The sequence below is a fragment of the Brachyspira hampsonii genome, from assembly GCF_002214805.1.
Taxonomy (GTDB): Bacteria; Spirochaetota; Brachyspiria; order Brachyspirales; family Brachyspiraceae; genus Brachyspira; species Brachyspira hampsonii.
In genome coordinates this window covers 182,067-208,376 of record NZ_CP019914.1, presented here as the reverse complement: position 1 = coordinate 208,376, position 26,310 = coordinate 182,067, and the positions used below count along the sequence as shown (strand labels likewise).

The 26,310-nt window shown below is 27.8% G+C and carries 24 protein-coding genes; 13 read left to right on the top strand and 11 right to left on the bottom strand.

Annotated elements, in window-relative coordinates; all coding sequences use genetic code 11:
- Positions 1 to 9 precede the first annotated feature (9 nt).
- Positions 10 to 768 (top strand): ABC transporter ATP-binding protein, encoded by a 759-nt coding sequence (locus tag BHAMNSH16_RS00765; RefSeq protein WP_008726768.1) that lies wholly within the window; start codon positions 10 to 12, stop codon positions 766 to 768.
- A gap of 18 nt (positions 769 to 786) precedes the next feature.
- On the top strand, positions 787 to 1,539 hold the full coding sequence (locus BHAMNSH16_RS00760; protein WP_008726766.1) for an ABC transporter ATP-binding protein: 753 nt from the start codon (positions 787 to 789) through the stop codon (positions 1,537 to 1,539).
- Positions 1,540 to 1,574: 35 nt separating this feature from the next.
- Here BHAMNSH16_RS00760 and BHAMNSH16_RS00755 read toward each other — a convergent pair whose 3' ends face one another.
- Positions 1,575 to 2,609 carry a LacI family DNA-binding transcriptional regulator gene (locus BHAMNSH16_RS00755; protein ID WP_008726765.1) on the bottom strand — a complete coding sequence of 345 codons (1,035 nt, stop codon included), beginning with the start codon at positions 2,607 to 2,609 and terminating at the stop codon, positions 1,575 to 1,577.
- A 181-nt stretch (positions 2,610 to 2,790) separates the two neighbouring features.
- On the opposite strand from BHAMNSH16_RS00755, the gene BHAMNSH16_RS00750 reads away from it, so the two are divergent.
- The 6 genes from BHAMNSH16_RS00750 to BHAMNSH16_RS00725 are packed head-to-tail and all read left to right on the top strand — an operon-like array spanning position 2,791 to position 7,051.
- On the top strand, positions 2,791 to 4,284 hold the full coding sequence (locus BHAMNSH16_RS00750; RefSeq protein WP_008726763.1) for a type I restriction-modification system subunit M: 1,494 nt from the start codon (positions 2,791 to 2,793) through the stop codon (positions 4,282 to 4,284).
- A complete protein-coding gene (locus tag BHAMNSH16_RS00745; RefSeq protein WP_008726762.1) occupies positions 4,271 to 4,690 on the top strand; it encodes a nucleotidyltransferase substrate binding protein in 420 nt (139 codons plus the stop codon). Before BHAMNSH16_RS00750 ends, BHAMNSH16_RS00745 begins: the two co-directional genes overlap by 14 nt.
- Positions 4,691 to 4,704: 14 nt before the next feature.
- Positions 4,705 to 5,001, top strand: coding sequence for a nucleotidyltransferase domain-containing protein (locus tag BHAMNSH16_RS00740; protein ID WP_008726761.1), 297 nt, complete (start codon positions 4,705 to 4,707; stop codon positions 4,999 to 5,001).
- A gap of 18 nt (positions 5,002 to 5,019) precedes the next feature.
- Positions 5,020 to 5,433, top strand: a complete 414-nt coding sequence (locus BHAMNSH16_RS00735; protein ID WP_008726760.1) for an HI0074 family nucleotidyltransferase substrate-binding subunit — start codon at positions 5,020 to 5,022, stop codon at positions 5,431 to 5,433.
- Complete coding sequence (locus BHAMNSH16_RS00730) at positions 5,433 to 5,735, top strand: nucleotidyltransferase domain-containing protein (RefSeq protein ID WP_008726758.1); 303 nt, start codon at positions 5,433 to 5,435, stop codon at positions 5,733 to 5,735. The genes BHAMNSH16_RS00735 and BHAMNSH16_RS00730 overlap by 1 nt, the downstream gene beginning before the upstream one ends.
- Before the next feature lie 17 nt (positions 5,736 to 5,752).
- Positions 5,753 to 7,051 (top strand): restriction endonuclease subunit S, encoded by a 1,299-nt coding sequence (locus BHAMNSH16_RS00725; RefSeq protein WP_088859727.1) that lies wholly within the window; start codon positions 5,753 to 5,755, stop codon positions 7,049 to 7,051.
- Positions 7,052 to 7,063: 12 nt separating this feature from the next.
- On the opposite strand, the gene BHAMNSH16_RS00720 is transcribed toward BHAMNSH16_RS00725, so the two are convergent.
- The 4 genes from BHAMNSH16_RS00720 to BHAMNSH16_RS00705 all read right to left on the bottom strand — a co-directional run bounded on the left by BHAMNSH16_RS00720 (position 7,064) and on the right by BHAMNSH16_RS00705 (position 13,239).
- Complete coding sequence (locus BHAMNSH16_RS00720) at positions 7,064 to 7,591, bottom strand: hypothetical protein (RefSeq protein WP_008732917.1); 528 nt, start codon at positions 7,589 to 7,591, stop codon at positions 7,064 to 7,066.
- 409 nt (positions 7,592 to 8,000) lie between these two features.
- A complete protein-coding gene (locus BHAMNSH16_RS00715; RefSeq protein WP_008727680.1) occupies positions 8,001 to 11,081 on the bottom strand; it encodes a type I restriction endonuclease subunit R in 3,081 nt (1,026 codons plus the stop codon).
- 124 nt (positions 11,082 to 11,205) lie between these two features.
- Positions 11,206 to 12,501 carry a restriction endonuclease subunit S gene (locus BHAMNSH16_RS00710; RefSeq protein WP_088859726.1) on the bottom strand — a complete coding sequence of 432 codons (1,296 nt, stop codon included), beginning with the start codon at positions 12,499 to 12,501 and terminating at the stop codon, positions 11,206 to 11,208.
- Positions 12,502 to 12,543: 42 nt separating this feature from the next.
- On the bottom strand, positions 12,544 to 13,239 hold the full coding sequence (locus BHAMNSH16_RS00705; protein WP_008729285.1) for a YggS family pyridoxal phosphate-dependent enzyme: 696 nt from the start codon (positions 13,237 to 13,239) through the stop codon (positions 12,544 to 12,546).
- Positions 13,240 to 13,413: 174 nt separating this feature from the next.
- Between BHAMNSH16_RS00705 and BHAMNSH16_RS00700 the strand changes: the two genes are divergently transcribed.
- From BHAMNSH16_RS00700 to BHAMNSH16_RS00690, 3 genes are all read left to right on the top strand, one after another.
- Entirely contained in the window at positions 13,414 to 13,869 is a 456-nt protein-coding gene (locus tag BHAMNSH16_RS00700) for a YaaR family protein (RefSeq protein WP_008729283.1), read from the top strand.
- A complete protein-coding gene (gene tsaB, locus BHAMNSH16_RS00695; protein WP_069732008.1) occupies positions 13,866 to 14,558 on the top strand; it encodes a tRNA (adenosine(37)-N6)-threonylcarbamoyltransferase complex dimerization subunit type 1 TsaB in 693 nt (230 codons plus the stop codon). The genes BHAMNSH16_RS00700 and tsaB overlap by 4 nt, the downstream gene beginning before the upstream one ends.
- A 154-nt stretch (positions 14,559 to 14,712) precedes the next feature.
- Complete coding sequence (locus tag BHAMNSH16_RS00690) at positions 14,713 to 16,842, top strand: methyl-accepting chemotaxis protein (protein ID WP_008729281.1); 2,130 nt, start codon at positions 14,713 to 14,715, stop codon at positions 16,840 to 16,842.
- A 59-nt stretch (positions 16,843 to 16,901) separates the two neighbouring features.
- On the opposite strand, the gene mnmH is transcribed toward BHAMNSH16_RS00690, so the two are convergent.
- From mnmH to BHAMNSH16_RS00675, 3 genes are all read right to left on the bottom strand, one after another.
- Positions 16,902 to 17,930, bottom strand: a complete 1,029-nt coding sequence (mnmH, locus tag BHAMNSH16_RS00685; RefSeq protein WP_008729280.1) for a tRNA 2-selenouridine(34) synthase MnmH — start codon at positions 17,928 to 17,930, stop codon at positions 16,902 to 16,904.
- Between the two features lie 60 nt (positions 17,931 to 17,990).
- Entirely contained in the window at positions 17,991 to 18,665 is a 675-nt protein-coding gene (gene trhA / locus BHAMNSH16_RS00680; RefSeq protein WP_069732007.1) for a PAQR family membrane homeostasis protein TrhA, read from the bottom strand.
- Positions 18,666 to 18,806: 141 nt separating this feature from the next.
- Complete coding sequence (locus tag BHAMNSH16_RS00675; protein WP_069732006.1) at positions 18,807 to 19,415, bottom strand: hypothetical protein; 609 nt, start codon at positions 19,413 to 19,415, stop codon at positions 18,807 to 18,809.
- 193 nt (positions 19,416 to 19,608) lie between these two features.
- On the opposite strand from BHAMNSH16_RS00675, the gene BHAMNSH16_RS00670 reads away from it, so the two are divergent.
- Together BHAMNSH16_RS00670 and trpS are read left to right on the top strand one after the other, a co-directional pair.
- The gene (locus tag BHAMNSH16_RS00670; protein WP_008727837.1) at positions 19,609 to 20,595 is read left to right on the top strand and encodes a PSP1 domain-containing protein; all 987 of its coding nucleotides are present in this window, start codon (positions 19,609 to 19,611) and stop codon (positions 20,593 to 20,595) included.
- Positions 20,596 to 20,718: 123 nt separating this feature from the next.
- Positions 20,719 to 21,717: a tryptophan--tRNA ligase gene (gene trpS / locus BHAMNSH16_RS00665; RefSeq protein ID WP_008727838.1), complete on the top strand. Its 999-nt coding sequence runs from the start codon at positions 20,719 to 20,721 to the stop codon at positions 21,715 to 21,717.
- Between the two features lie 48 nt (positions 21,718 to 21,765).
- Here the strand turns inward: trpS and mltG are convergent, their stop codons facing one another.
- From mltG to BHAMNSH16_RS00650, 3 genes are read right to left on the bottom strand one after another with little or no spacing between them, the layout of a single operon-like run.
- Positions 21,766 to 22,773, bottom strand: coding sequence for an endolytic transglycosylase MltG (gene mltG / locus BHAMNSH16_RS00660; protein ID WP_008727839.1), 1,008 nt, complete (start codon positions 22,771 to 22,773; stop codon positions 21,766 to 21,768).
- 25 nt (positions 22,774 to 22,798) lie between these two features.
- Positions 22,799 to 24,049 carry a histidine--tRNA ligase gene (gene hisS, locus BHAMNSH16_RS00655; protein ID WP_008727840.1) on the bottom strand — a complete coding sequence of 417 codons (1,251 nt, stop codon included), beginning with the start codon at positions 24,047 to 24,049 and terminating at the stop codon, positions 22,799 to 22,801.
- 27 nt (positions 24,050 to 24,076) lie between these two features.
- Entirely contained in the window at positions 24,077 to 26,107 is a 2,031-nt protein-coding gene (locus tag BHAMNSH16_RS00650) for a PDDEXK family nuclease (RefSeq protein ID WP_069732005.1), read from the bottom strand.
- Positions 26,108 to 26,310 lie beyond the last annotated feature (203 nt).

Below are 26,310 nucleotides of genomic sequence, written 5' to 3'. Positions count from 1 at the left end.
GGTTGTGTTATGGAAAATAAAACTATTATAAAAATGAATCATGTAAATAAAGTATTTTTCAGTGAACATGGATATAAAGAAGTTATAAAAGATATCAGTCTTGAAGTTAAAGAAAATGAATTTGTGGTATTATTTGGACCGGGTCAATGCGGAAAAACTACATTAATAAATTTAATAGCAGGATTAGAAACATCTGAAGACTCTGACATAGTAGTTAATGGTAAAAAGGTAACAGCACCGCACCCTGAAAGAGGAGTTGTATATCAGACTACGGCTTTATTTCCATTTTTAACTGTTATTGAAAATGTGGAGTTCGGTCCTAGAGCAAGAGGCATAGCAAAAAAAGAAAGAAGAGAAAAAGCTAAATATTATATAGATCTAGTAGGGCTTAACGGATTTGAAAATAGTTATCCTAATCAATTATCAGGAGGTATGAGGCAGAGGGTAGGTATAGCTAGGGCTTACTGCAATGAACCTGTTGTAATGCTTCTTGATGAGCCTTTCGGACATTTGGATGCACAAACAAGGTATATGATGGAAGAAGAAATTGAAAAAATTTGGCAGAAAGAAAAAAGAACTGTTGTATTTGTTACTAATAATATTGAAGAGGCTGTATATTTAGGCGATAGAATAATACTTCTTACAAATTGTCCTACTGTTGTAAAAAAAGAATATATTATAGATTTACCAAGACCTAGAAAATTAACAGATCCTGATTTCTTAAAAATTAGAAATGAAATAAATGACAATATGGATATAACTTTATAACATTAAAAGGATATACTTATGACAAATGATACTAGAGAAGTTAAAGTAAAAGTTTCTAGACTTACAAAAAAATTCGGTGATTTATTGGTTTTGAATGATATATCATTTAATGTTATGAAAGGTGAGTTTTTATGCATAGTAGGACCTACTGGATGCGGTAAAACTACATTCTTAAATAGTCTTACAAAATTATATAAACCCACTTATGGTGCTATACAAATAGACGGAGAACATGTAGATTTGAAAAAGCATGATATAGCATATATATTTCAGGAATATTCTACTATGCCTTGGCTTAAAGTAGAAGAAAATATCAAATTTGGATTAAAGATAAAAAAACTTCCTCAGGATATAATAAATGAAAGGGCTGATAAGGTTATAAAAATGGTAGGGCTTGAAAAGTTTAGAAATTTTTATCCGAGTGAACTTTCTGCTAGTATGCTTCAAAGGGTTGTTATAGCTAGAGCATTTGCGGTTGAACCAGAACTTCTTTTAATGGATGAGCCTTATGGGCAATTAGATGTATCTTTAAGATTTAAACTAGAAGATGAACTTTTAAATATATGGAAAACTTTAGGAACTACAATAATATTTATTACTCATAATATTGAAGAAGCTGTTTATTTGGGAGAAAGAGTTTTAGTATTGACTAATAAGCCGACTTCTATAAAAAAGGAAATACATATAGATTTGCAGCACCCAAGAAATATTGCTGACCCTAAATTCGTTGAATACAGAGAAGAGATAACCGAACTTATAAAATGGTGGTAATATATACTAAAAATAAATAATTAACATAGAAAATACTATAATAAATTTTCTCTGAATATTACTTGCGTTTCTATATATGTGTATCTTTTATCTGGTATAGTTTTTGTGAGTAAATATTCAAATAAAACTTTTATTGCTCTGTATCCTTGTTCTTTTGGATTTTGTGTTATTGAAGCTATAATACCTCTGTCTAAAAGCCCTTCTTTTACAACATCTGAAAAGTCATAAGTGATTATTTTTATTTTATTGTATAGCCCTAATTCTTTAATGGCATTTATAACATATTTACTAGTTTCGGCACCGGGACATATAACAACATCTGTATTACTATATTTTAATAAATAATCTTTACTTTTATTAAAATTAAGATTATTGTCTTTTTCCATTTCTATTACAGACTGAACATAAATATTTTTATAGTCTGTTTTAAGTCGGTTTTGCAAACTATCAACACGTTTTTTATTTCCAAGCATTTTATTGAAGTTATTGGAAAACACTAATAAATTAATATGGTTTCCATTAGATATAATATTTAAAATAGAAGCAGCTATTTCTCCTGCTAAATCATAATTGCATCCAACATAAGCTATACAATCATTACTATTTATGAAAGAGTTTAAAAGCACAATAGGAACATTATTATTATGAAGCTCTGATATTTTATTTATAACTCTATTGTCGTTTATAGCAACTATTGCCATGGCATTAGCACCTTCTTTAACAGCATCATCTATAAGCTCTAATTGATTGTCAGCATCGAAATCTTTACAGCGTTTTATAATAACATACATTCCAAACTCTTCTATTTCTTTTCCGGCAATTTCTATGCCTTTTATAACATCTTCAAAAAATACATTATTGTAAGTATTAAGTACCGCAGCTATTTTAAATTTCTTTTTTCTAATGGCTAATGATTTGGCTATTTTATCTGGTTTATAATTTAATGACTTAGCAATATCAAGTATTTTCTGTTCAACTTCAGGATCAATTCGTCCTCTGTTATTTAAAGCCCGGTCAACAGTTCCTATTGAAACGCCTGCGAGTTTAGCTATTTCTCTTATGGTAGCCATATAAAATCCTATTTTTTTACTGAGTATTATAATATAATGCTTTTATTTTTTATGTCAAATATTTTTATTATAATTTTTAATTGTATCAAAATATATAATTAATTTATATTTTGACAAAATTGCATTTTTTAAGTATATTTATAATTATCTATTAATCTATAATAGGGAGAGTTTAAATAAAATGAGTGATGATAAAGATATAAAAAAAGAGCTATGGGCGGCTTCTGACAAATTAAGAGGCAATATAGATGCTTCAGAATATAAGCATGTAATACTTGGACTTGTATTTTTAAAATATATATCTGATAAATTCGAGATAAGATATAATGAGCTTGTGAAAGAAGGTTTTGATATGCAAGATGATGCAGATGCATATAGAGAAAAAAATATATTCTATTTGCCTAAAGAGTCAAGATTTGATTATATATCATCTCATGCCCGTTCTGATGAAATAGGTGCTATTATAGATGAGGCTATGCTTAAAATAGAAGAAAATAATAAAAAATTAAAAGACATACTGCCTAAAAATTACAGCCGTCCTGAACTTGATAAAAGAAGGCTAGGGGAGATAATAGATTTATTTTCTAATATAAAAATAGTGAATAAAAATAAAAAGGATATATTAGGAAATGTGTATGAATATTTTTTATCTCAATTTGCAACTGCAGAAGGAAAGAGAGGCGGAGAGTTCTATACTCCGTCGCCAATAGTTAAACTTTTAGTAGAAATATTAGAACCGTATAAAGGAAGAGTATATGATCCCTGCTGCGGAAGCGGAGGAATGTTTGTACAAAGTGCAAAGTTTTTAGAGGCACATTCTGAAAGTGTAAACAGCATATCAGTATACGGACAAGAAAGCAATCCTACAACTTGGAAACTTTGCACTATGAATATCGCTATACATGCCATAGACGGTAATTTGGGTAAAAAAAATGCTGATACTTTTTTTGAAGATTTACATAGTGATTTAAAAGCTGATTATATATTGGCTAATCCTCCTTTTAATATGTCAGATTGGGGAGGCGATGCTTTAAAAGATGATTATCGCTGGAAATTGGGTATTCCTCCTAATGGGAATGCAAATTATGCTTGGCTTTCTCATATTGCATCCAAATTATCAAAAAAAGGAAAAGCTGGGGTTGTACTTGCAAACGGCTCTCTTTCTACGCAAACATCAGGCGAGGGAGTAATAAGAGAGAATATGATAAAAGATGATTTAATAGAATGCATAATATCTCTTCCAACTCAATTATTTATATCTACTCAGATACCTGTTTCATTATGGTTTTTGAATAAGGATAAAAAACAGAAAGGAAATGTGCTTTTTATAGATGCAAGAAATTACGGCAGAATGGAAAGCAGAGTTCAAAGGGTATTGGATAATGAAGATATAGAAGCAATAGCAGAAACTGTTCATAATTGGCAGAAAGGCAAGGGATATAAAGATATAAAAGGATACTGCAAAAGTGTAACTATAGATGAAATAGCCAAAGAAGATTATATACTAACAACAGGACGATATGTAGGACTTGAAGAAGAAAGTAATGAAGAAGAAGATTTTAATTCTAAGATGAAAGCACTAACAAAAGAGCTTGAAGAATGTTTCAAAGAAAGCAGAAAACTAGAAAAGAGCATAAAGGATAATTTAGAGGAAATAGGGTATGCAATTAAATGAAAATATACGCTGGAAACAAAGATTTAATAATTTTAGTAAGGCTTATAAATTATTAAATAGCGTATTTGAAGAAAGAAAAATAGAAGAATTATCAATATTAGAGCAGGAAGGCGTTATACAAAGATTTGAATATACCTATGAGCTTGCATGGAAAACATTAAAAGATTATTTAGAATATAACGGCAATTTAAATAATATAGATATTACAGCAAGAAATGTATTTAAAGAGGCATACTCTGCGGGTATAATAAAGGAACAGGGGATTTTTATAGATATGATGCTAAGCAGGAATTTACTTTCCCATACTTATGATTTTGCGAGATTTAAAGAAATCATAATAAAAATAGAAAATGATTATTTAAATGTTTTAGAAGATTTGAATAACTTTTTTGTAAATAAATTATAAGAGCGGTTTTATATATGATAGATGAAAAACTTCTTTATGATATGAACAATATTTTTAAATCTCATAAAGAAATAGAAAAAATAATACTGTTTGGGTCTAGGGCAGAAAACAGAGAAAAATATAATTCGGATATAGATTTATCTGTGATAGGTGATTTTGATTTTCTTTTTTGCGAGCGTTTGAAGGAAGAGCTTTCAGAATTAGAAACTCTTTTAAAATTTGATGTAATAAGTCATAATGATATAAACAATGAAGAGCTAAAAAACAATATAGAAAAATATGGTAAAATAATTTATAATAGGCTTAATTAAAATAGAATAGGGTAGGCTATGTCTTTAAATCTCGAAGCATTAGAGAAATCAGTAAAAGCGTTAGAGAAATCTATAAATGTATATTACTGCTATAAAGAAGATGAAAATAAAGACTTGATAGAAACGATATCATCAGGAATAATACAAAATTTTGAAATAGCCTATGAGAACAGTTGGAAATTAATTGCTAGATGGCTTGATAAAAATATTTCAGCGGATACATCGTATAAAACTACGAAAAAAGGATTATTCAGGCTTGCAGGCGAGTATTTTTTGATAGATGATGTAGATATTTGGATAAAATTTCATAATGCAAGAAATAATACATCGCATAGATATTCTGGGGTTTTATCGTATGAAGTTTTAGAGTATGCATTAAAATTTCCAATGTATGCACAATCTCTTTTAAAAAATCTAAAGGAGAGAGTATAATGATATCAATACCATATAATGATATAGAAATAATAAATAAAATTTTATCTGATAATATAGAATATGGTAAAGTTTATGCCTTTGGTTCAAGATATAAATGTACTAATAGAAAATTTTCAGATTTGGATTTAGCTATTGATTTAAACAGGAAAATGAGTATAAATGAAATAGAAAATTTAAAATATGATTTTGAAGAAAGCGATTTAAGCTATAAAGTAGATATTATAGATTATAATAATATCAGCGAAGAGTTTAGGCGACTAATAGACTCTGGAAGTGAAATAATTTATAATAGCAGATAGCAGGAGTTTTTTAATAAATGAAAAAAAATCAAAAAGAGTGGCAGGAAGTCTATTTTGGGGATAAAAATTTTATATCTATAATAGATGGCGATAGAGGAAAGAATTATCCAAAAGAAAATGATTTTTTTGATGAAGAATTTTGTTTATTCCTAAATACAAAAAATGTAACAAAGAATGGATTTAATTTTCAATCTAATAAATATATAACAGAAGAAAAAGATAGTATATTAAGAAATGGTAAATTAAATAGATATGATATAGTAATGACTACAAGAGGAACTATAGGAAATATTGCTTTTTATGGTGATAATATTCCTTATGATAATATAAGAATTAACTCCGGCATGGTTATTATAAGAGCAGAACATAATAAAATAATACCAAAATATTTATATATGTTGTTAAAATCAAAATATATACAAGATAAAATATCTATGTTAACAACAGGAACAGCACAGCCTCAATTACCTATATCAGATATAATTAAAATAAATTTTTTACTTCCTTCATTAGAAGAACAAAAGAAAATCGCCTCCATACTCTCATCGCTTGACGACAAAATCGAACTCAATAACCGCATGAATAAAATACTCGAAGAGATGGCACAGACTATTTTTAAGGAATGGTTTGTCAATTTCAACTTTCCGGGCGAAGATGGCAAACCCTATAAAGATAGTGGCGGCAAGATGATAGAAAGCGAGCTAGGGGAGATACCAGAGGGGTGGAGAGTTGGAACTATTGGAGAATACTCTAAAGTGAAATCAGGATTTGCATTTAAAAGTTCATGGTGGATAGATAAGGGAATACCTGTTATAAAAATACAAAATGTTTCATCAGAAAATATAAATATAGAAGAATGTTCTTTTGTAGATGAAGATAAATATAAAGCAGCAGAAATATTTAGAGTAAATGCTGGAGATTTATTAATAGCAATGACAGGAGCAACTTTAGGAAAATTTGCTATAGTACCAAAATTAAAAAAAGATGCATTAGTTAATCAAAGAGTTGGCAAATTTTTTTTAGGAGATGACCCTATAAAAAAATTGCCTTTTATATATTCTCTATTAAAATTAAGTTCAATAAGTAATATTATAGTTTCTCTTGGAACAGGAAGTGCACAGCCTAATATTAGTCCTACAGATATAGAAAATATAAAAATAGTTTATCCAAACGAAGATATACTAAATAAATATAATCAATATACGGAAAAGATATTTATAAAAATTATCAATGCTAGAGATGAAAACCATAAACTTGCTTCTATTCGGGATACGCTATTGCCTAGGCTTATGAGCGGGGAGATTAGGCTCAAATAATAAAAATCAATATCACTGAAAGCGTCTTGGTCTTTCTATTGTTATTAAATAGTTCCATACATAGTAAAATATAGTGTCTTTTGTAGTAAAGTTTTCTACAGCTTCATCTTTTTTTAGTTTTATCATAGAGTTAGAGAAAGCCTCATCTTTTTCTAATTCTTCTATTTTTAAGGATAATTCATCTGTATGTGCCTTTACTTTAGACATAAGCTCTACAGGCAAGTTTCTCTCATAGTCTTTGCTTGTTAAAGTTTCAAGTGCATATTCTATCTTGTCTGGTGTTATTCTTGATGATATTTCTTGTTCTCTTTGGGCTTCTGTATTTAGAATATTTTCTGTCCAAGTATTAAACTCATTAATCCATTCTTTATACATATTACCGTATTTATCAGATTCTAATGTATAATCGTTCCTTATGTCAGTTGGAAGTATATTTAAGAAATTTTTATATCTTTTCTCCATAGCGTATATAGATCCGCCGTCATTTTTGCATGATATAATTATTAAACTTAATATTAAAAAAAGTGTTATTTTTTTCATTAGTGCATATCCGTAATTTTATTTTTCTTTATTAATGCTAGATTATACTATAATATATAAAAAAGTTCAATTGTTAATGAAAATTGCTTGTACGCTCATATTAGTATATTGGTATAAAAAAATAACATGCATAAGTTAACATAATACACATTATCGGAATATAAATTTATTCTTTTTTTTGCATTTATTTATTGAATACCTAGCTACAATTTTGTCAAAATTATTTTTTAAATTTAAAATATTTGCAGGGCTTTGCCCCGCACCCCAGTTCTTTTGTTGACACAAAGAACCAAAAAGACTGCATTTTTAATAAAATATATTTATTGTAATACATTTTAAATATATTTTATTAATACTTAATAATACTTTATATATTTATAAATTATAATTGTTTAGGTATACGCCAATATTAGCTGTACTTTAATGACGAGTAATTTTCCGCCTGTTTTAATATATTATCCAATGCCTCATTTTCCTTTTCTTTTGGATATTTATGCAATTTCAAAAATCTTTTTATATCCATTTTCATTTTTGCCTTTGTGGATTCCTTATTCTGCCAATCTATATCTTCAGAATTTTTTTCTACTATTAAAGCCAATTCTTTAGCCATCGTTTTTATTTCTTCCTTATTATAATCATTATTCATAGGACTGCATATAGCATCATACATAGCTTTTTCTTCATTTGTCAGTCCTAAATCATTAGCTTCTTTTTCTATATTATCCAAATCATTAGCAAGACTCAAAAGCTCATCTATTACCTCTATATTATTTATAGCATTATTATGATATTTCTCCATTATCTTTTTCATTCTATCAGAAAATATATTAGATTGTATTATGTTTACTTTTAAATGTGCCTTTATTTTATCACTTAATAATTTATTCAATACTTCCAATGCTATATTCTTATACTTCATATTGGCAACAGATTCTAAATATTTTTTATCAAACAAAGAAATCTCCTTAGAATCCTCATTTCCATCAAAAATATTCATAATACCTTCGCTTTGTATGCTTCCTTCAAGTATTTTATTTATTCTATGATTTATCTCTCTTAATGACAATTTCTGATGACTTTGCATTTTAGTTATTATTACTTTAACCGCTTCATACAATGCTGTTTCTGCAGATTCTTCTCTTGAAATAATACTTCTGCATAATGCTTCCGCTTTTTTTAATGCCGCTGCATTATTTAAAAAATCGTTTCTTTCTTTCTCTTCAAATGAAAACACATAATCGGCTAATTTAGTTATAAGGTCTAATCTCTCTGTACTTGAACAAGTGTAAAAGTTGGAATAATCAATATCTTTAAAAATATTTCTAATATATGCAATAATATCATTAAACTTTGGCAATGCAGTATTTGCTATATCCATATTACCATAATTTTCTTTATCTCTTTTTGTATAATCATTCATAGCCTTTTTAAGATTATCCGCTATACCTATATAATCAACTATAAGTCCGGAGTCTTTATCTTTACAAACTCTATTAATTCTAGATATTGTCTGCATAAGATCATGACCCTCTAATGGTTTATATATATACATTGTGTCAAGCTCTGGAGCGTCAAAACCTGTAAGCCACATACTTACAACTACAGCTATTTTAAAGTTTGAAGTTTTATCTTTAAATTCAACTGCCAAATCTCCCCTATATGATTTAGTACCAAGTATTTTACCCCACTCTGCTGGATCTTTATTTGTGTTGGTCATTACAGGCTTTATCATGCCTTCCCATTGTGGTCTAAGCTCTAATGTTTTTTTATATATTTTTATTCCTATAGGACGAGAATATGCCACTATAAATGCCTTTCCTATAAGTACATTTTTTCTTTTTTCATAATGTGCTATTATATCTTTGCATAAAGTGTCTATTGCCGCATCAGAACCTAGTATAGCATCCATTTTTGAGAGTTCTTTTTTAGATTTTTCTATAGCCTCTTCTGAAGCCTCATTATTCTCAAGCATTATTCTGTATTCTTCATCAGCTTTTTTTAATTTGTCCTCATCAAGTTTCAAATGATTCACTCTACCCTCATAATATATAGGCACTGTTACATCATCTTCGACAGACTGTGTTATATCATATTTGTCAATATAATTACCGAAAACATCTTTTGTATTTCTGTCTTCTTTTTCTATAGGTGTACCTGTAAAACCTATTTTTATGGCATTAGGAAAAGCATCATTAATATATTTGGACATATTATATTTTATTTTACCGTCATCTTTTATTTGAGTCTTTTCAAGATCATGCGAGCGGTGTGCCTCATCTGCTATTAAAACAATATTGCTTCTTCTAGATAATGCCTTATCATATTTCTCAAACTTATGAAGTGTTGTAAATATTATACCGCCTTCGTTAATATCTTTTAACTCTTCTACAAGTTCTTTTCTTGACTCTATTTTTTTTGGTGTTTGTTTTAAATATGTACTTTGAGCACTTGAAAAAGTTGAAAATAATTGTTCGTCTAGTTCCGTTCTGTCTGTAATTATAACTATTGTAGGATTATCCAAACTTTGAGATATAACCTTTGCAGCCATAAGCATAGTAAAAGATTTGCCGGATCCTGTGGTATGCCAAACAATACCTGCTTTTGTTTTTTTCTCTGAATATGCTTTTTTTATATTTTTAATTATTTTATTAACAGCAAAATATTGATGATATGCAGCTAATATTTTAGATGTTTTTAATTCTTCTTTTTTTCCGCTTTGTATATAAAAAACGAAATAATGAAGAATATTTAAAAATCTTTCTTTTTGAAGCATTCCATTAATTAAAGTTTTATACTGTTTGTTTAAATCAGCATTTTTTTCTATAATATTAATGTCTTCGCTTTCTCTTTTCCAAGAAATAAATCTGCTTTTATCAGCCGTAATAGTGCCTACTTCTGCTCTTATGCCGTCAGTAATAACACAAAAAGCATTATAATAAAAAAGATTAGGTATACCATTTTCCATATAGTTTTTTAACTGCAAATATGCATCATCTATAGTTTCAGAATCAGCAACAGGATTTTTAAACTCCATAACAACAAGAGGAATACCATTTAAATATATTATTACATCAGGTCTTTTATTTTCAATATCTATAATAACAAGCTGATTAACAATATAAAAATAATTATTATCTATATTTTCATAGTCAGCTAATTTTATGTATGTTGATTTATTTTCATTATCAAAATAATTAACTTCTATTCCAAATGAGAGATATTTTTGAAAGGTTTTGTTTTTATCTATATAATTAATTTCTTCGAGATTAGTAATTTTTCTTAAAGCCTCATTAATAGCTTTCTCTGAAACATTAGGATTAATTTTTTTAAGAGCTTTATATAATACTTCAGTGATAACAACATTTTTTGTATTATTCATAGAGGGAAAATTTTCTCTAATATCTCCCCCATAATAATATTCATAGCCAAGGTTTTGAATCATCTCAATAACAGCTTCTTCAAAATCACTTTCATGCATATACTTTTTCATAAATAAAACTCCTATACTGTATAGTATATAGTGTATATTTATTTTATATAAAGTCAAATAAATTATTTAATTTTAATTTGGCATTTTATAATTTGATTCAGGAATGTATATCGGCATAAATAAACTATTTTACCCTAATCTCCCCGCTCATAAGCCTAGGCAATAGCGTATCCCGAATAGAAGCAAGTTTATGGTTTTCATCTCTAGCATTGATAATTTTTATAAATATCTTTTCCGTATATTGATTATATTTATTTAGTATATCTTCGTTTGGATAAACTATTTTTATATTTTCTATATCTGTAGGACTAATATTAGGCTGTGCACTTCCTGTTCCAAGAGAAACTATAATATTACTTATTGAACTTAATTTTAATAGAGAATATATAAAAGGCAATTTTTTTATAGGGTCATCTCCTAAAAAAAATTTGCCAACTCTTTGATTAACTAATGCATCTTTTTTTAATTTTGGTACTATAGCAAATTTTCCTAAAGTTGCTCCTGTCATTGCTATTAATAAATCTCCAGCATTTACTCTAAATATTTCTGCTGCTTTATATTTATCTTCATCTACAAAAGAACATTCTTCTATATTTATATTTTCTGATGAAACATTTTGTATTTTTATAACAGGTATTCCCTTATCTATCCACCATGAACTTTTAAATGCAAATCCTGATTTCACTTTAGAGTATTCTCCAATAGTTCCAACTCTCCACCCCTCTGGTATCTCCCCTAGCTCGCTTTCTATCATCTTGCCGCCACTATCTTTATAGGGTTTGCCATCTTCGCCCGGAAAGTTGAAATTGACAAACCATTCCTTAAAAATAGTCTGTGCCATCTCTTCGAGTATTTTATTCATGCGGTTATTGAGTTCGATTTTGTCGTCAAGCGATGAGAGTATGGAGGCGATTTTCTTTTGTTCTTCTAGTGGCGGGAGTTTTATTTTGATTTTTTTTAAATCATTAATTGTTACATGACCTAATCCCGTTGTCTGTTTATTTGTTGCTATTGCTGTAAAATTGGGTTTTAAATATTTTAAGATATAAAAGAAATATCTATAAAATACACCGTCTTTAGTTTTTATTTTAAATATATGCTGATTGAGCCAGCCATTTGGTAAATTATAGTAAAATACATCTATTGAAGTTTCAGGGTTTCCAGACCAAGAAAATAGCATATCGCCTTTTTTTAGATATACAGAATCATCAAATACATCTTGAGTAAATTTAGTTTGAGAAGTAATACCATTTTTTAATTCCGCAATTTTTATTACAGGTTTACCGCTATCTGTAAAGTTAATATTTTTAAATGCTAATCCATTTTTCCATATAGCTAAATTATATAATATTTTTTCTTCCCAATTTACATAATATATAGGCTTGTATATATTTCCTTTTTCTATATTATCATTTTTCATTATTAAAAAACCTCTAATTACATTATGAAAAATCAAAAATATTTAAAAATTGCCCAAAAAGCTGCTGCCTATTCTAACCATATTAGAACCATGCTTTATTGCTAGTTCATAGTCAGATGACATGCCCATAGAAAGAATTGATAAAGGATTATCATATTTTAAATTAATAGATTTATATATGCTGTTGAGTTTCTCAAATTCATCTTCAATAAGTAGTAAATTCTCACTATCTTTTCCTATTCCCATTAATCCTTTCACTGATATATTACTCATTTTGATAATATTTTCATATATATCCATATAATTATTTAAATTAAATCCGCCCTTCTGACCTTCATCGCTTATATTAAACTGAAGCAGTATATTTTGTATCTTATTATTTTTTAATGCCTCTTTATTTATACATTCGGCTATCTCTATAGAATCTACACTCTGTATCAAATCTGCGTATTTTACTATATATTTAACTTTGTTTGATTGTATTCTTCCTATAAAGTGCCATTTTACATCATTTTTAAATTGAGCAATCTCCCCTGCCCTATCCCTCAAACTTTGAGCTTTACTTTCTCCCAATGGCAAGTCTATATTTAATGATAAAAACTCTTTTATTGTTTCAATAGAAGAATATTTACTAACGGCTACAATATTTATATCGTATTTTATATTATATTTCTGCTTTGCTGTATTTATATTATCTAGTAAAGAATTATACCTTGTTAAAATATCATTTCTATTCATTTTTTATTTCCTTGGGTGCTTGAATATTATAAAACTTTTAATATTTTTTTTCAATTATAAAAAAATAAAATAATAAAGTAAAATATCAAAAATACGATTTATTATATATTGAAATTTTATCTGATTCATGTTAAGTTAACATAATATATTAGAAATAAATTATGGAGAAAAATAATGAGAGTTCAGGAAAGAAGAAACAGAGAAATGAATTTAAACAGTTTGCTGATGACATCGCAAGATGCTTCTATGAAAATGGCTGTATCATCATCTCCGTTTGCTGCAATGCTCGAAGAAGAAAAAGAAATAAAAAGATATTCTTATGAATTAGATGAATTGAAAAAACAAATATATGATGCCGGAAATATGCTTGAAAAAAGTGCCAATATAAAAGATTTTCAAAAATTTAGAGATTTAATAAGATCATTAACCGACAAATTAGTAAAAGATGCCTACAGAATAAGAATAGTATCTTCATATATGAGAAGAGGCCGTGAATATCAAGTAGTTTCAAAAATAAACGAAGAACTCGATTCATTATACAGACTAATAATGTCAGAACAAAAAAATCATATCGCTATAGCAAATAAGGTTATGAGACTTAAAGGTTTAGTATTAGATTTAATGTCATGAATATATTAGCATTTGATACTGTATCAAGCAGTTTTTCTATAGCCTTGCAAAATAATGATAATTCAATAATAGAATACAATAAAGAAGATGTCAGAAATCATAATGAGGAAATACTTCCTGTATTAGATAATTTTCTAAAAGTAAATAATTTTTCATTGGATAAAATAGATTATATTGTATTAGGAATTGGTCCTGGATCTTTTACGGCATTGAGAATAGCATTTGCCACAGTAAAAACAATATGCTATGCTAAAAATATTCCTATAGTTGGAGTTTCAAGTTTAGAAACTTTATACGAAAATATTTCTGAAAAAGAAGGTATAAAAGCTGCTATGATAGATGCTAGAAAAGGCAGCGTATATGCTAATATATACAATGATAACGAAAAAATAACAGAGAATAATGACCTCACCTATCAGCAGTTTATAGATATAATCAATTCCATTAAAACTTCAAATAAAAATATCACTTTATGCGGAGATGGATTTTATAAAAATCAAGATTATTTTAAAGAAAATTTAAAAGATTATAAAATAAATGACTTAGATAAATCATTCAATATAATAAGAGCTTCTAATAGTATAAAATTATCATTGCCAAAAATAAAATCCAACAACTTTGATAATATTTTCAATTTGCTGCCTTTATATCTAAGAAATAGCGAAGCCGAAAATAAAAAGAATAAATGACAAATTACATAATTCTTGTTAATTATTAAAAATATATAAAAAATATACGATAATTATTACGATATATGAAAAATATATCTTGACTTCATAAAAAATATTGTTATTATATATATGTATTATAATATATTTGTAAAATAATTGTTGGAGTTTGAAAGTGAGAAAATTGCAATCCTTGAAAGTGAAAATACCATTTTTTGTAATGCTGCTTGTTACTGTAATGACAATTATATTGGTTACACTTCTTATTAGAATAGGTTCTCAAGGTATTAGAAGTTCTGCCATATTTGGATTTGAATCTACTACCAAAGTATATGCCAGAATGATAAATGTATGGCTAGAACAGTCAATATTTACATCTGAAGCTATAAGCAGAGGATATCCTCAATTAATAACATTCCTTCAAGATAGGACACCAGAAAGTAAGGCTGCTCTTGAAACAAGTCTTAAAAATGTTGTGGCAAATAATAGTAATATACAAGGTATTGTTGTATTAGATGCCAACGGCAGTGTTGTATCTGATAGTTTAGATGGAAAGGTTGTTAATTCCTCAAGTACAAGAAATTTTAGTGGAACGGAAATATGGCAAAAGATTATGTCAGGTCAGTCTGCGGTACTTCCTTCAGTAGACCCTTCTCCTGCTGATAATACTAAATATGTAGTAAAAATTTTCTCACCTATAAAAAATGCATCCGGAAATGTAGTTGGGGCAATATCAACAATGATAGATTGGTTGGGTTTTATAGATAAGGAATTAAATCTTGTAAAATTTGGAAATACCGGACACCCATTCATTGTAGACCCTGACAGATGGGTTATAGCAGACCCTATACCTTCACATGTTAGAAGCGAAGTTTTAAGAAATGCTGATTATATAAAATATGCTGTTGAAAATGAATCCGGATATTATGAATTTAAATCTCCTTTCAATGGCAAAGATTCTATAGCTACTTTTTATAAGGAACCTGTATCAGGTTGGTCTGTTGTTATGAGTATAGAATCTGATGAATTGTTTGCACATATAAATGCTATGAAAAAATACGCCATTATAGGTACAATAGCAATACTTATTATAGCATCTATAGTTATAGTGTTCTACATAAATAAAATAACTACTATACTACATGTACTTGCTGTAGATTTAACTATGCTTTCAAAAGGGGATCTTAGTTGGTCTACTCCTCCTGGATTTGAAAAGAGAAAAGATGAATTTGGTGATATTGCTGTTGCCTTAATAAATATTTTGGATCAATTAAATGAGAAAGTTAGAATAGTATATGACAGTGCCTATACTGTAAAAGCATCTGCTAATGAGGTAGCACAAGGTAATATAGATTTATCAAACAGAACTGAAAATCAGGCATCAGGACTTGAAGAAACTGCTTCTTCTATGGAAGAAATTGCTTCTACAATAAAATCTTCTGCTGAACATACTTTAGAAGGTAATAATATGATGATTAGTTCTAAAAAAGCTATTGAAGAGGCTGGCAGAATTATAGAAGAAAGTACTCAAAATATTGAGGCAGTATATGAATCAAGTTCTAAAATTAGTGCTATTACTAAAATAATTGAAGATATCGCATTCCAAACTAATATACTTGCTCTTAATGCTGCAGTAGAAGCGGCAAGGGCTGGAGAACAAGGAAGAGGTTTTGCAGTAGTTGCTTCAGAAGTTAGAAACTTGGCTCAAACTACTCAAACTTCAGTTAAAGATATTACTACTTTGGTTGCTGATTCAGAAGAAAAAATCGCTGCTGCTACAGAGACTGCAAGAGAATCTAAAGAAATATTCCAAAATTTGAGAGTTCAAATAGAAGAAACTGCTAAAATCATGCAGGATTTAAGTTCTACTGCTATGGAACAGCAGGCTGGTGTAGACCAAGTTAATATAGCTATTACTCAAATGGATATGACTACTCAGCAGAATGCTGCTTTAGTAGAGGAATCTACTGCTGCTTCTGAAGCTTTATTCTCACAAGCTGAAGAATTGGTAACTGCTATGGAATTCTTCAAATTAAGAGGCTCAAATACTAAAAAGAGCATAACACAAGTAGAAAGAAAAAAATCTTCTCCAAGTACAGATTCAAAAGCGGTTCAGGAAAATAAACCAGTTTCAAAATCTGAATCAAGTGTAAAAATTAATAAAAAACCAGAATTAAAAAGCCCTATTAAAAAACATCATGAAGAAAAAATGCCTCAAATGCCTGCTAAAACAGTAAAAGACAATGAATTTGGAAATACATTTGATACTTCTAAAGATACTTCCGATGGTTTTGAATCATTTTAATCTTTATTAAATAATAAAATAAAGCGATAGAATTTTCTATCGCTTTTTTATTTTAACATTTAAATTACTTTAACTATTTGTTGTATTATATTATCAAAATTATTATCTTCACATTTTATAGATACTAATTTATTTTCATCTATACTAAGTCTGTATGCTCTGTCATAATAGTAAAGCATATTAAGTACGCATTCATATATCTTTCCATTATTAAGCAGCTCTAAAGATTCTTTCAATCTTTCTCCTCCTAAACGCTTTCTTATCTTTATAATAGATTCTCTTAAATCTTCAATATTATATTCTCCGTATGTATTAACAATATATTCAGCTCGGCATTCTTTTGGTATATCTAAATATATGATTTTTTGAGCTTCTCTCATTTTATTAAATAAAGATTTAGGTATTGCTCTTCTTCCTATAAGCAGGCTTTCATCTTCAAACCAAAGTGTAGAATTAATATCATACTTTAATAGTTCATAAGATAAATTATTTTCAAATTGTTCCTGAGACGGCTGTTCTCCCTCATTTATCCATCCAAAGGCAGAACCTTTATGTTTTGCTATTTTTTCTAAATCTATTACATTATATCCCATAGATTTTAATTTATTTAATATCAATGTTTTCCCGCTTCCTGTTTTTCCTGTAAGCAAATATATTTTATAATCTCTTTCAAATGAACTTAATACATAGTTCCTATATCTTTTATATCCGCCTTTAAGCATATAAACATCATATCCATAATTTGAACAAAGCCAAGCTGTAGATTCGCTTCGCATTCCGCCTCTGAAACAATGCATAAGTATTTTATTTGTAGAATTATATTTTTTGGCTATTTCATCGATAGATTTTAATATATCCGTCATTCTAACAGACACATATTCTAGTCCTTTTAATATAGCCTCTTTCCTTCCTATTTGTTTATATATAGTTCCTACATCTTTTCTTTCTTTATCATTGAATAAATATACATTATATGCATTTGGAATATGAGCATGATTATATTCTATTGGAGAGCGTACATCTATGATAGGTAATTCATCATAATTAGCTAGTTCTAAAAATTCTTCTATATCAATAACTTTAACCATAATAACCTCTTATATTATTATGATAAATATAATATAGAAAAACTTAAAAAAGTAAAGACATTAATTTATAACATAACTATATAAAAACCAATAATGAGCAAAAGAACCCATTAATACAAATATATGAAAGATATCATGAGTAAATTGCTTAGTTTTATCATTACATTTTTTACCCAAAGCATATAGAAAAGCTCCTATAGTATAGAATATTCCTCCCCATATAAGCCAATTTAAATGCATAATATCAAATCTATTCATTAAAGGTTTGAATGCAAATATAATTATCCAACCCATTAATATATATAAAATAAGCCTTAAAACTATATTTTTATATTTTATTACCGTATTAGATAAGATACCTATTGAAGCACAAGACCATATAACTGATAATATTGGTATGCCTATATTTCTTGGTAATGAAAATATACAAACAGGAGTATAAGTTGCTGCAATAAATACATATATTCCTATATGATCGAATTTTCTGAATATCTGCTTAACATTACCATTAGGAAAAAAATGATATAAAGAACTAAATGTATACAAAAATATTATTCCAATTCCATAAATAATTATTGGTATGGGATTCATTTTGATTTTAACAAGCATAAGAACTAGTCCGGCAATACCAAGCAAAGCACCTATGCCATGTGATATTGCAGAGTACAGCTCCCCTATTTTTCTTGATTTATAATATTTATTTTGTACATCAATATAAACAGCACTTTTCTCCATCTATATTATCCTATATTGTATATATTTATAATTTTAATTGATAAATAAAAAATATAAATGAAAAAAAATAACTATATTATTATATTATTACTAGCATATTATAACTATATAATAAAATTAATAATACATTTAATACTTATATTAGAATAATCTTCCTATAATTTCCAAATCATTCCAATCAATTTCATGCTCCATAGGTACAGGATATGAATTCCAATCTACATTTATAGCCGGTACCCATTCTTTACCTATACCATAACCATTTTTTCTAAGCCAATGAGATAATCTGTCTTTATAATCTTCTCCATAAGTTTTTGCTATATATAAATTGCCTGATTTGAATGCTAACCCTATAGGCAAATAAATACTCCTGTCAGAAAATGTTGTATTAAAATAATAATTCATATATAGTATAGAATAATCATTTTTCTTTAAAGCATCTTGATATAGATTCAGTGAAGGCAAACTTTCTATAATATAACTTTTTAATGTGGAATTCTTATAATAAAATGCTTCATTTGTTTCTTTCATCAAGAATAATTTATATTTTATTTTTGATTTATAACCATATACTATATAATCCATATTGGCATTTTTATCAAATCTATAAATATTCTGATAAATATCTGATGATGATTTATTAGTTATATATTCTTTCCAGTATATTACATCATTGTTTAAATAAATTTCCGGTGCAGTTAAACATGATATCATAAAAAAAAACAATGGAAAGAATAAAAATAATTTCATAATGAACTGCATATATATTATTAAGATTATATCATATACTATATGAAATATTTAGCAACTAATTTTAGAATTTAATAATTGATATTTTTTACATTATTATTAAAAATAATACTTGCAATAATATCAACTTAAAAATAAAATATAGTAACTTTAAATATTATAATTTATTGTAATTAAGCGGAGTATTATATAAATGATAAAAAATATAGCTCATATAAAGTTTAGAGGATCCAATATAGGTAAATTTGAACATTTGCATATAGAAAATATAAAGGTAAAAGATGCATGTGTTATAGAAACAGATGAAGGAATAGAAATAGGACATGTACTAAATTTTGAGTATATAGATTCAGATTTATTGGAAGAGGATAATAATATAAACTCTGATAATGTATCAGAAAATAATGAAGATATACAAGAAGAAAATGAAGCTATTAATGAAGATGAGATATCTGAAGAATTAAAGGACATTGCTGCCAAAGAAGAAAATAATCATATAAAAACTAAAAATAATAAAAATAAAATATTTAATATTTTAAGAATAGCAGATGAAAAAGATTTAGAACAATATAAAATTAATATGGAAGATGCGGCTGAAGCTTTTAAGATATGCAAAGAGAAAGTGAATAATCATAATTTAGATTTAAAATTAATAAGCTCTTATTATTTTTTGGACAGGGCTAAACTTTTATTTGAATTTATAGCTGAGGAGAGAATAGATTTTAGAGAATTAGTTAAGGATTTGGCCGCACATTTTAAAACAAGAATAGAATTAAGGCAAATAGGCGTAAGAGATGAAGCTAGGTCTATAGGTGGATGCGGAATATGCGGAAGAGAATTATGCTGTAAAGTAATAAAAGGAAAATTTGAAACTATAACTATAAAAATGGCAAAAGAACAGGGTATGCTTTTAAATACAATGAAAATATCAGGACAATGCGGAAGACTTATGTGCTGTCTTGCTCATGAATATAAGGCTTATTGTTCTCTTAAAAAAGATTTGCCTAAAGTAGGTACTAAATTAGTATTTAATAATGTACCGGCTGTTATAAAAGAATTAAATCCTTTAAATAAAAAAATGTTAATAGAAACAGAGGATAAAAGACTTATATATATTAGCGTGAACGATTTGAAGGCAAATGAGGAAGGTTTTTTAATAGCTAGTATTAAAGCAGAATAAAAATATTTTATAATATTAGAGTTTTATTAACAATAATAAAAAGTGAGCTTAAGTGTATACAGGCAGGCGATTTAATTTATTATGCCTATATAGAAATAATAAAAATTAAATGGAGATGAAAATATGTCAAAAAAAGTTATGTTAAGCGGAATACAGCCGACAGGTTCTCTTCATATTGGGAATTATCTTGGGGCTTTAAAAAATTGGGTTGATATACTTAATGATTATTATGGATTTTTTTGTATTGTTGATTATCATGCTATAACTATTGAATATGATGTTTCTCAAATGCAAAAAAGAATAATAGAAGCTGCTGTAGAATATTTAGCATGCGGTCTTGATCCCAATAAATGTTCTATATTTGTTCAATCTGATGTAAGAGCACATACAGAACTTGCTTGGATATTCAATTCTATTATACCCGTAGCAGAGCTTGAAAGAATGACTCAGTATAAAGATAAATCAAGAAAGAATGTTGAAAACATCAATGCAGCATTATTAACCTACCCTTCTTTAATGGCTGCTGATATTTTACTCTATCACCCTGATATAGTACCTGTTGGAGAAGATCAGGAGCAGCATGTAGAGCTTACAAGAATGATAGTAAGAAAGTTTAATAATAGATATGGTGAATATTTCAAAGAACCGGATACTTATCATGGAAAAGTTTTAAGGATATTGGGTTTAGACGGACAAAATAAAATGAGTAAGTCTTTAAATAATCATATAGCATTGTCTTTAACTGCTGAAGAAACAGAAAAATTGATAATGCAGAAAGCTATGACAGATACAAATAGAAAACTTAAAACTGATGCCGGTAATCCTGATATATGTAATGTTTATAGTTATCATAAAATATTTTCAAGCGAAGAAGAGCAGAAAGAAATTTGTGAAGGATGTAAAAATGCTTCTATAGGCTGTGTACAATGTAAGAGAATGCTTGCCAAAAACATTAATAATGAATTAATGCCTATAAGAGAAAATATCAATAAATATTCTAATGATAAAGATTATGTTTATGATGTACTTAAACAAGGTGCAAAAAATGCTTCTGAAGTAGCTGAAAAAACATTATATGAAGTAAGAAATTTAATGGGTTTAGTTGATGCTAAAAGAAAATAATTGAAAAAAAGGGACTTTATATAAGTCCCTTTTTAAAAACTTAACTATTTATTTTTTTAGAATATATCTATTAATGTTTTCGACATGTTCTTCATAAGTAACAGAGAATGCATGTTTTCCTGTTCCATCAGCAACAAAGAAAATATAATCTGTATCAGCCGGATCTAATGCCGCTTCTATAGCCTTAGCACCAGATGAACATATAGGACCCGGAGGAAGCCCTGTATTTTTATATGTATTATAAGGATGCTCCATACGAAGGTCAGCATATTTAAGATTGGGTTTTTCTATATAATCACCTTTTACTAGGGTCATAGCATATATTGTTGTAGGATCTGCCTCTAGTCTTTTGTCAATATTTAATCTATTATAGTATACTGAAGATATAAGTTTCGGATCATCTAAAGGTCCCATTTCCTTTTCTACTATTGATGCCATAGTAAGTACTTCATGTACATTTCTGCCAATTTTTTTAGCTCTTTCTTCCAAATCAGGAAATTGTTTAAAAAGAGAATCTATCATATAAGTAACTAATACTTTAGTTGGATTGCCTTTAACTATATAATATGTAGATGGAAATATATAGCCTTCAACACTGTCAGAAGGAATATTGTATTTTTTTAATATTTCTTTATCATGACAAACCTTTAAGAATTCATCTTTTGTTGTAAAGCCCTGACTTTCTAAATAATTTGCTATTTCATAAATATTCTTTCCTTCAGCAATAGTAAGTCTTACCATAGCTTGTTTACCGCTATTAAGATGCTTCATGATGTCTATCATACTCATATTTCTATTAACTTCATAATAGCCGCTTAAAAGTTTTCTGTCATATTTTAAATATTTTGCAAATGCTACAAAGATCTTAGAATTTCTAATAAGTCCCTGCAGTTCTAATTTATTCGCTATACTAGAAGCACCTTCACCTTGTTTTATTTCAAAGTATACTTTTTCATCATCTCCGCCTACAGGGCTAATCATATACTGAATGAATGCCACAGATGAAGCAGATACTACAGCAGCAAGAATAATTAATATAATAAATAACTTTTTCATAATTTGCTCATTTTATGTTATATAATTATTTTTCTATATTTGTATGTATATCATTTATAGATATTTCTTTTTCTTCTCCGCTATCCATATTTTTTAATTTGCACATTCCTCTTTTGAATTCATCTTCTCCAAGAACAACAGCATATTTAGCATTTCTTTTGTTAGCAGATTTGAATTGACTTTTAATAGATTTAACTGCGAAATCATAATCACAGCTTATATTATTAGCTCTTAAATCCTGCATTACTTTTAAAACTTCATTTTCAGTTTCTTTAAATGCTACAATAAAAGCATCAAGCCTGTCAGTTATAATATTATTCTGATTTTCTAGTACAAGCAAAAGCCTTTCGATCCCCATAGCACTTCCTACAGCAGGAACATCTTTTCCATTATTAAATATACCAATGAGATTATCATACCTTCCGCCGCCAAGTATGGCACTTTGAGCACCTAAAGCATTTGTTTGAACTTCAAAAGCAGTTTTTGTGTAATAATCAAGTCCTCTTACAAGCATACTATCAATAGTAAATTTTTGACCTATTCTTGTAAGTTCTTCACATAATTTATCAAAATGCTCTTTACACTCATCGCACACATAATCATAGAATTTTGGTATATCTTTTATTGTTTCTTTACATTTTTCATTTTTACAATCTAATATTCTTAATATATTACCATCATATCTTCTTTGACAAGTTTCGCAGAGTTCATCTTTTCTGCTTCCAATAGCCTCTTTTAATGCATTATTATAAGAAGGCTTACATTTAGAACAGCCTACAGTATTTATTAGAAGATTTACATTATCAATACCAAACTCTTTTAATACATTTATATTAAGAAGTATAATCTCAGCATCTATTAAGGGAGATGAATTCCCAATGCATTCAACTCCAAACTGATTAAATTCTCTGTATCTTCCCTTTTGAGGACGCTCTGCTCTATACATAGTTCCCAAATAAAATAATTTATTTATAGCAAACTCATTTTGCATAGAGTTTTCAACATAAGCACGAGCCACAGAAGCAGTACCTTCCGGTCTTAATGTTAGAGATCTGCCTCCTCTGTCCTCAAATGTAAACATCTCTTTTCCTACAATATCAGTACCCTCTCCTATTCCTCTTGTAAAAAGATCTGTATACTCAAATAAAGGTGTTCTTATTCTGCCGTATCCATAAAGTTTTACTATATTTTTTATTTTATTTTCTATATATTCAAGCCTTTTAGAAGAATCATAGAAAAAATCATTTGTACCTCTTGGTTTTTTTATATCCAACATGTTCGCTAATCCTAATTATTTTATTTTTTAATTTAAAACTTCCTGAGTTTTACTGCTTCCTGCTTTATATGTATTATTTGGGGGTTCATATATAGGTTTTGAATTTCTAACTGCTCTAATCCCTGTTATTCTTTCACTATAAGAAGGCATAACTGACAAATCTTTAAACATTGTAGACGAATAGTCCAATATTTGAGTATTTGCAGGTTTTGATGAAAGTATTTTTGAAAATTCAGACAATTTAGCATCATCTGCCGTACCTATTCTGCTTCTCCAATAAATAACAGTAGGATAGTACCTATGATTTTCAGTTAAAGAAGAACCTACTTCAGCAAACATTTTATCAGCTTCATACAAATTATTATAAGCAAATAGATTGACAGCCCCTAAATAAAGTCTTGTTCTCATTAAAAGATTAGAATTATCTTTCTTACTATAAGCAAATGTTAAATCTGATTTAGCCTGAGCAGCAAATTCAGCAGATATTCTTCCTTCATTTAGGAATCTTGAATAATAGGCAACTCCTCTGTAATATGTATATTCTTCTACGGATATTCCCATATATTCATTATAAGGGTTTGTATTAAACCATTCGGTTGCTACTTTGGCAGGTCTTGATAATACATCTCTTATTATGTTTCTTGTGTTTTCAGCATTTCCATCGTATTTATTAACAGGTGTATTTTCTTTTCCTACTGTTAAAGAAACATCTTCTTTCTTTTCTTCTTTGCTTAATTCTTCTTTTATCTCTTCTTTTAAGCCATTTAAATCATTTTCTGTATTATGATCTTCTATTATTATAGAAAATAGATTATATTTATCCTTTTCAACTTTTACAGCATTAGTATATAATTTATCTGCAAAAGATATATAAGCCTCATACACTCCCTCAGAAACTTCTATAACAAAGTTAGTAGAAACTTCAGTATTAAATGAATAATCTTCTATATCAACATTTATAGGACCATTATTAGGATTTTTATCTATCAATATAGTTAATGGATATAAAGTTTCATTTATAGTTTCTATATTTGTAGGCTCAGGGATATCTTTTTGATCATTTGTTCCTCTTAGTATATTTGTTTCATATTCAATAGTTTTCGGATCATCTATTACTATTTCGTCTACTATTTCTCTTTCTATTGAATGTATTTTTCTATTTGAAGGATATTCAGGAGTTTTTTCGCTTTTGGCTATATCCTGAAGTTCATCCAACTCCTCTTTTTCCTCTGGTTCTATTTCTGTTTGTACCAAATCTGCTTCAGCATCTTCATTTTTTTCTATTTCTTTTTCTATTTCATCAATATTTTTAGCAGGGGAATATCTTTCAAAAGTATCAAATTTTTGTGCAGTAAATACAGAAAGACCTTCTTCTTCAGGAAGTATAGGAATAGAGTTTTTTATTAATGTATAAACATCCATATTTGAAGTAGTCCATTCATAAACTTTCTGAGTCATATTTTCAGGAGATTGTAATTTTTTCATCATTTCATTTATAGTTTTATTTTCACCTGAAAAATAGTCATATATTTTATTATTTGGATTTTTTGATAGTATATTTAAAGTTTCATAATAGCTTTCATAAACCATCGGAGTAATATAACTTAGATACATGCTCCAATATATTGCTGTTGGATAGTTAGGATTTGAAGTTTTACAATTATCAGCATAATATTTAAATATTCTTGCAGGAAGTTCTTTATCTCCCGGTAATATAGTAAGTATTCCACCTAAATATAGGAAAGCTCTGTCATTATAAGAATAAACAGGATCATTAGGTAGTTCTAGAGCCTTTCTGAAATCGCTTGCAGCTCTATTAACTTCGGTTCTAGCACTTCCAAATTTTACAAATGATAAATATCTGCTTACCCCTCTATAAAAATCGAATACATATTCATTTACACCATATTCATCAGAATAAGAATTTTTCTTAAACCACTCTATAGATTTTTTAGGAGATTTATTTTGCAAATCTTCTATATAATCTGGAAATGTTATGCTGTTTTGAGAAAATAAAGGGAAATATATCAGCAATATAAATGCAATAACTTTTTTCATTGTTATCTCCGAATATTTTTTAACTATTCTTTAAAATATCGACATCTGTTAAAAAACTTAAGATATTTTACTATAAAAAAATATAATATCAAGTATGGTAAAATATTTTTGTATATTATTAAACTAAATATTAATTTGATAGTAAAATGATAAGTTTTAATTTATGTAATGTTAATATTTTAAGAAATATTATCTATATATAA

Coding starts and splice junctions, on each gene's coding strand:
- BHAMNSH16_RS00765 (WP_008726768.1), top strand. CDS start 10: ATGGAAAATAAAACTATTATAAAAATGAATCATGTAAATAAAGTATTT.
- BHAMNSH16_RS00760 (WP_008726766.1), top strand. CDS start 787: ATGACAAATGATACTAGAGAAGTTAAAGTAAAAGTTTCTAGACTTACA.
- BHAMNSH16_RS00755 (WP_008726765.1), bottom strand. CDS start 2,609: ATGGCTACCATAAGAGAAATAGCTAAACTCGCAGGCGTTTCAATAGGA.
- BHAMNSH16_RS00750 (WP_008726763.1), top strand. CDS start 2,791: ATGAGTGATGATAAAGATATAAAAAAAGAGCTATGGGCGGCTTCTGAC.
- BHAMNSH16_RS00745 (WP_008726762.1), top strand. CDS start 4,271: ATGCAATTAAATGAAAATATACGCTGGAAACAAAGATTTAATAATTTT.
- BHAMNSH16_RS00740 (WP_008726761.1), top strand. CDS start 4,705: ATGATAGATGAAAAACTTCTTTATGATATGAACAATATTTTTAAATCT.
- BHAMNSH16_RS00735 (WP_008726760.1), top strand. CDS start 5,020: ATGTCTTTAAATCTCGAAGCATTAGAGAAATCAGTAAAAGCGTTAGAG.
- BHAMNSH16_RS00730 (WP_008726758.1), top strand. CDS start 5,433: ATGATATCAATACCATATAATGATATAGAAATAATAAATAAAATTTTA.
- BHAMNSH16_RS00725 (WP_088859727.1), top strand. CDS start 5,753: ATGAAAAAAAATCAAAAAGAGTGGCAGGAAGTCTATTTTGGGGATAAA.
- BHAMNSH16_RS00720 (WP_008732917.1), bottom strand. CDS start 7,591: ATGAAAAAAATAACACTTTTTTTAATATTAAGTTTAATAATTATATCA.
- BHAMNSH16_RS00715 (WP_008727680.1), bottom strand. CDS start 11,081: ATGAAAAAGTATATGCATGAAAGTGATTTTGAAGAAGCTGTTATTGAG.
- BHAMNSH16_RS00710 (WP_088859726.1), bottom strand. CDS start 12,501: ATGAAAAATGATAATATAGAAAAAGGAAATATATACAAGCCTATATAT.
- BHAMNSH16_RS00705 (WP_008729285.1), bottom strand. CDS start 13,239: ATGAATAGAAATGATATTTTAACAAGGTATAATTCTTTACTAGATAAT.
- BHAMNSH16_RS00700 (WP_008729283.1), top strand. CDS start 13,414: ATGAGAGTTCAGGAAAGAAGAAACAGAGAAATGAATTTAAACAGTTTG.
- tsaB (WP_069732008.1), top strand. CDS start 13,866: ATGAATATATTAGCATTTGATACTGTATCAAGCAGTTTTTCTATAGCC.
- mnmH (WP_008729280.1), bottom strand. CDS start 17,930: ATGGTTAAAGTTATTGATATAGAAGAATTTTTAGAACTAGCTAATTAT.
- trhA (WP_069732007.1), bottom strand. CDS start 18,665: ATGGAGAAAAGTGCTGTTTATATTGATGTACAAAATAAATATTATAAA.
- BHAMNSH16_RS00675 (WP_069732006.1), bottom strand. CDS start 19,415: ATGAAATTATTTTTATTCTTTCCATTGTTTTTTTTTATGATATCATGT.
- BHAMNSH16_RS00670 (WP_008727837.1), top strand. CDS start 19,609: ATGATAAAAAATATAGCTCATATAAAGTTTAGAGGATCCAATATAGGT.
- trpS (WP_008727838.1), top strand. CDS start 20,719: ATGTCAAAAAAAGTTATGTTAAGCGGAATACAGCCGACAGGTTCTCTT.
- mltG (WP_008727839.1), bottom strand. CDS start 22,773: ATGAAAAAGTTATTTATTATATTAATTATTCTTGCTGCTGTAGTATCT.
- hisS (WP_008727840.1), bottom strand. CDS start 24,049: ATGTTGGATATAAAAAAACCAAGAGGTACAAATGATTTTTTCTATGAT.
- BHAMNSH16_RS00650 (WP_069732005.1), bottom strand. CDS start 26,107: ATGAAAAAAGTTATTGCATTTATATTGCTGATATATTTCCCTTTATTT.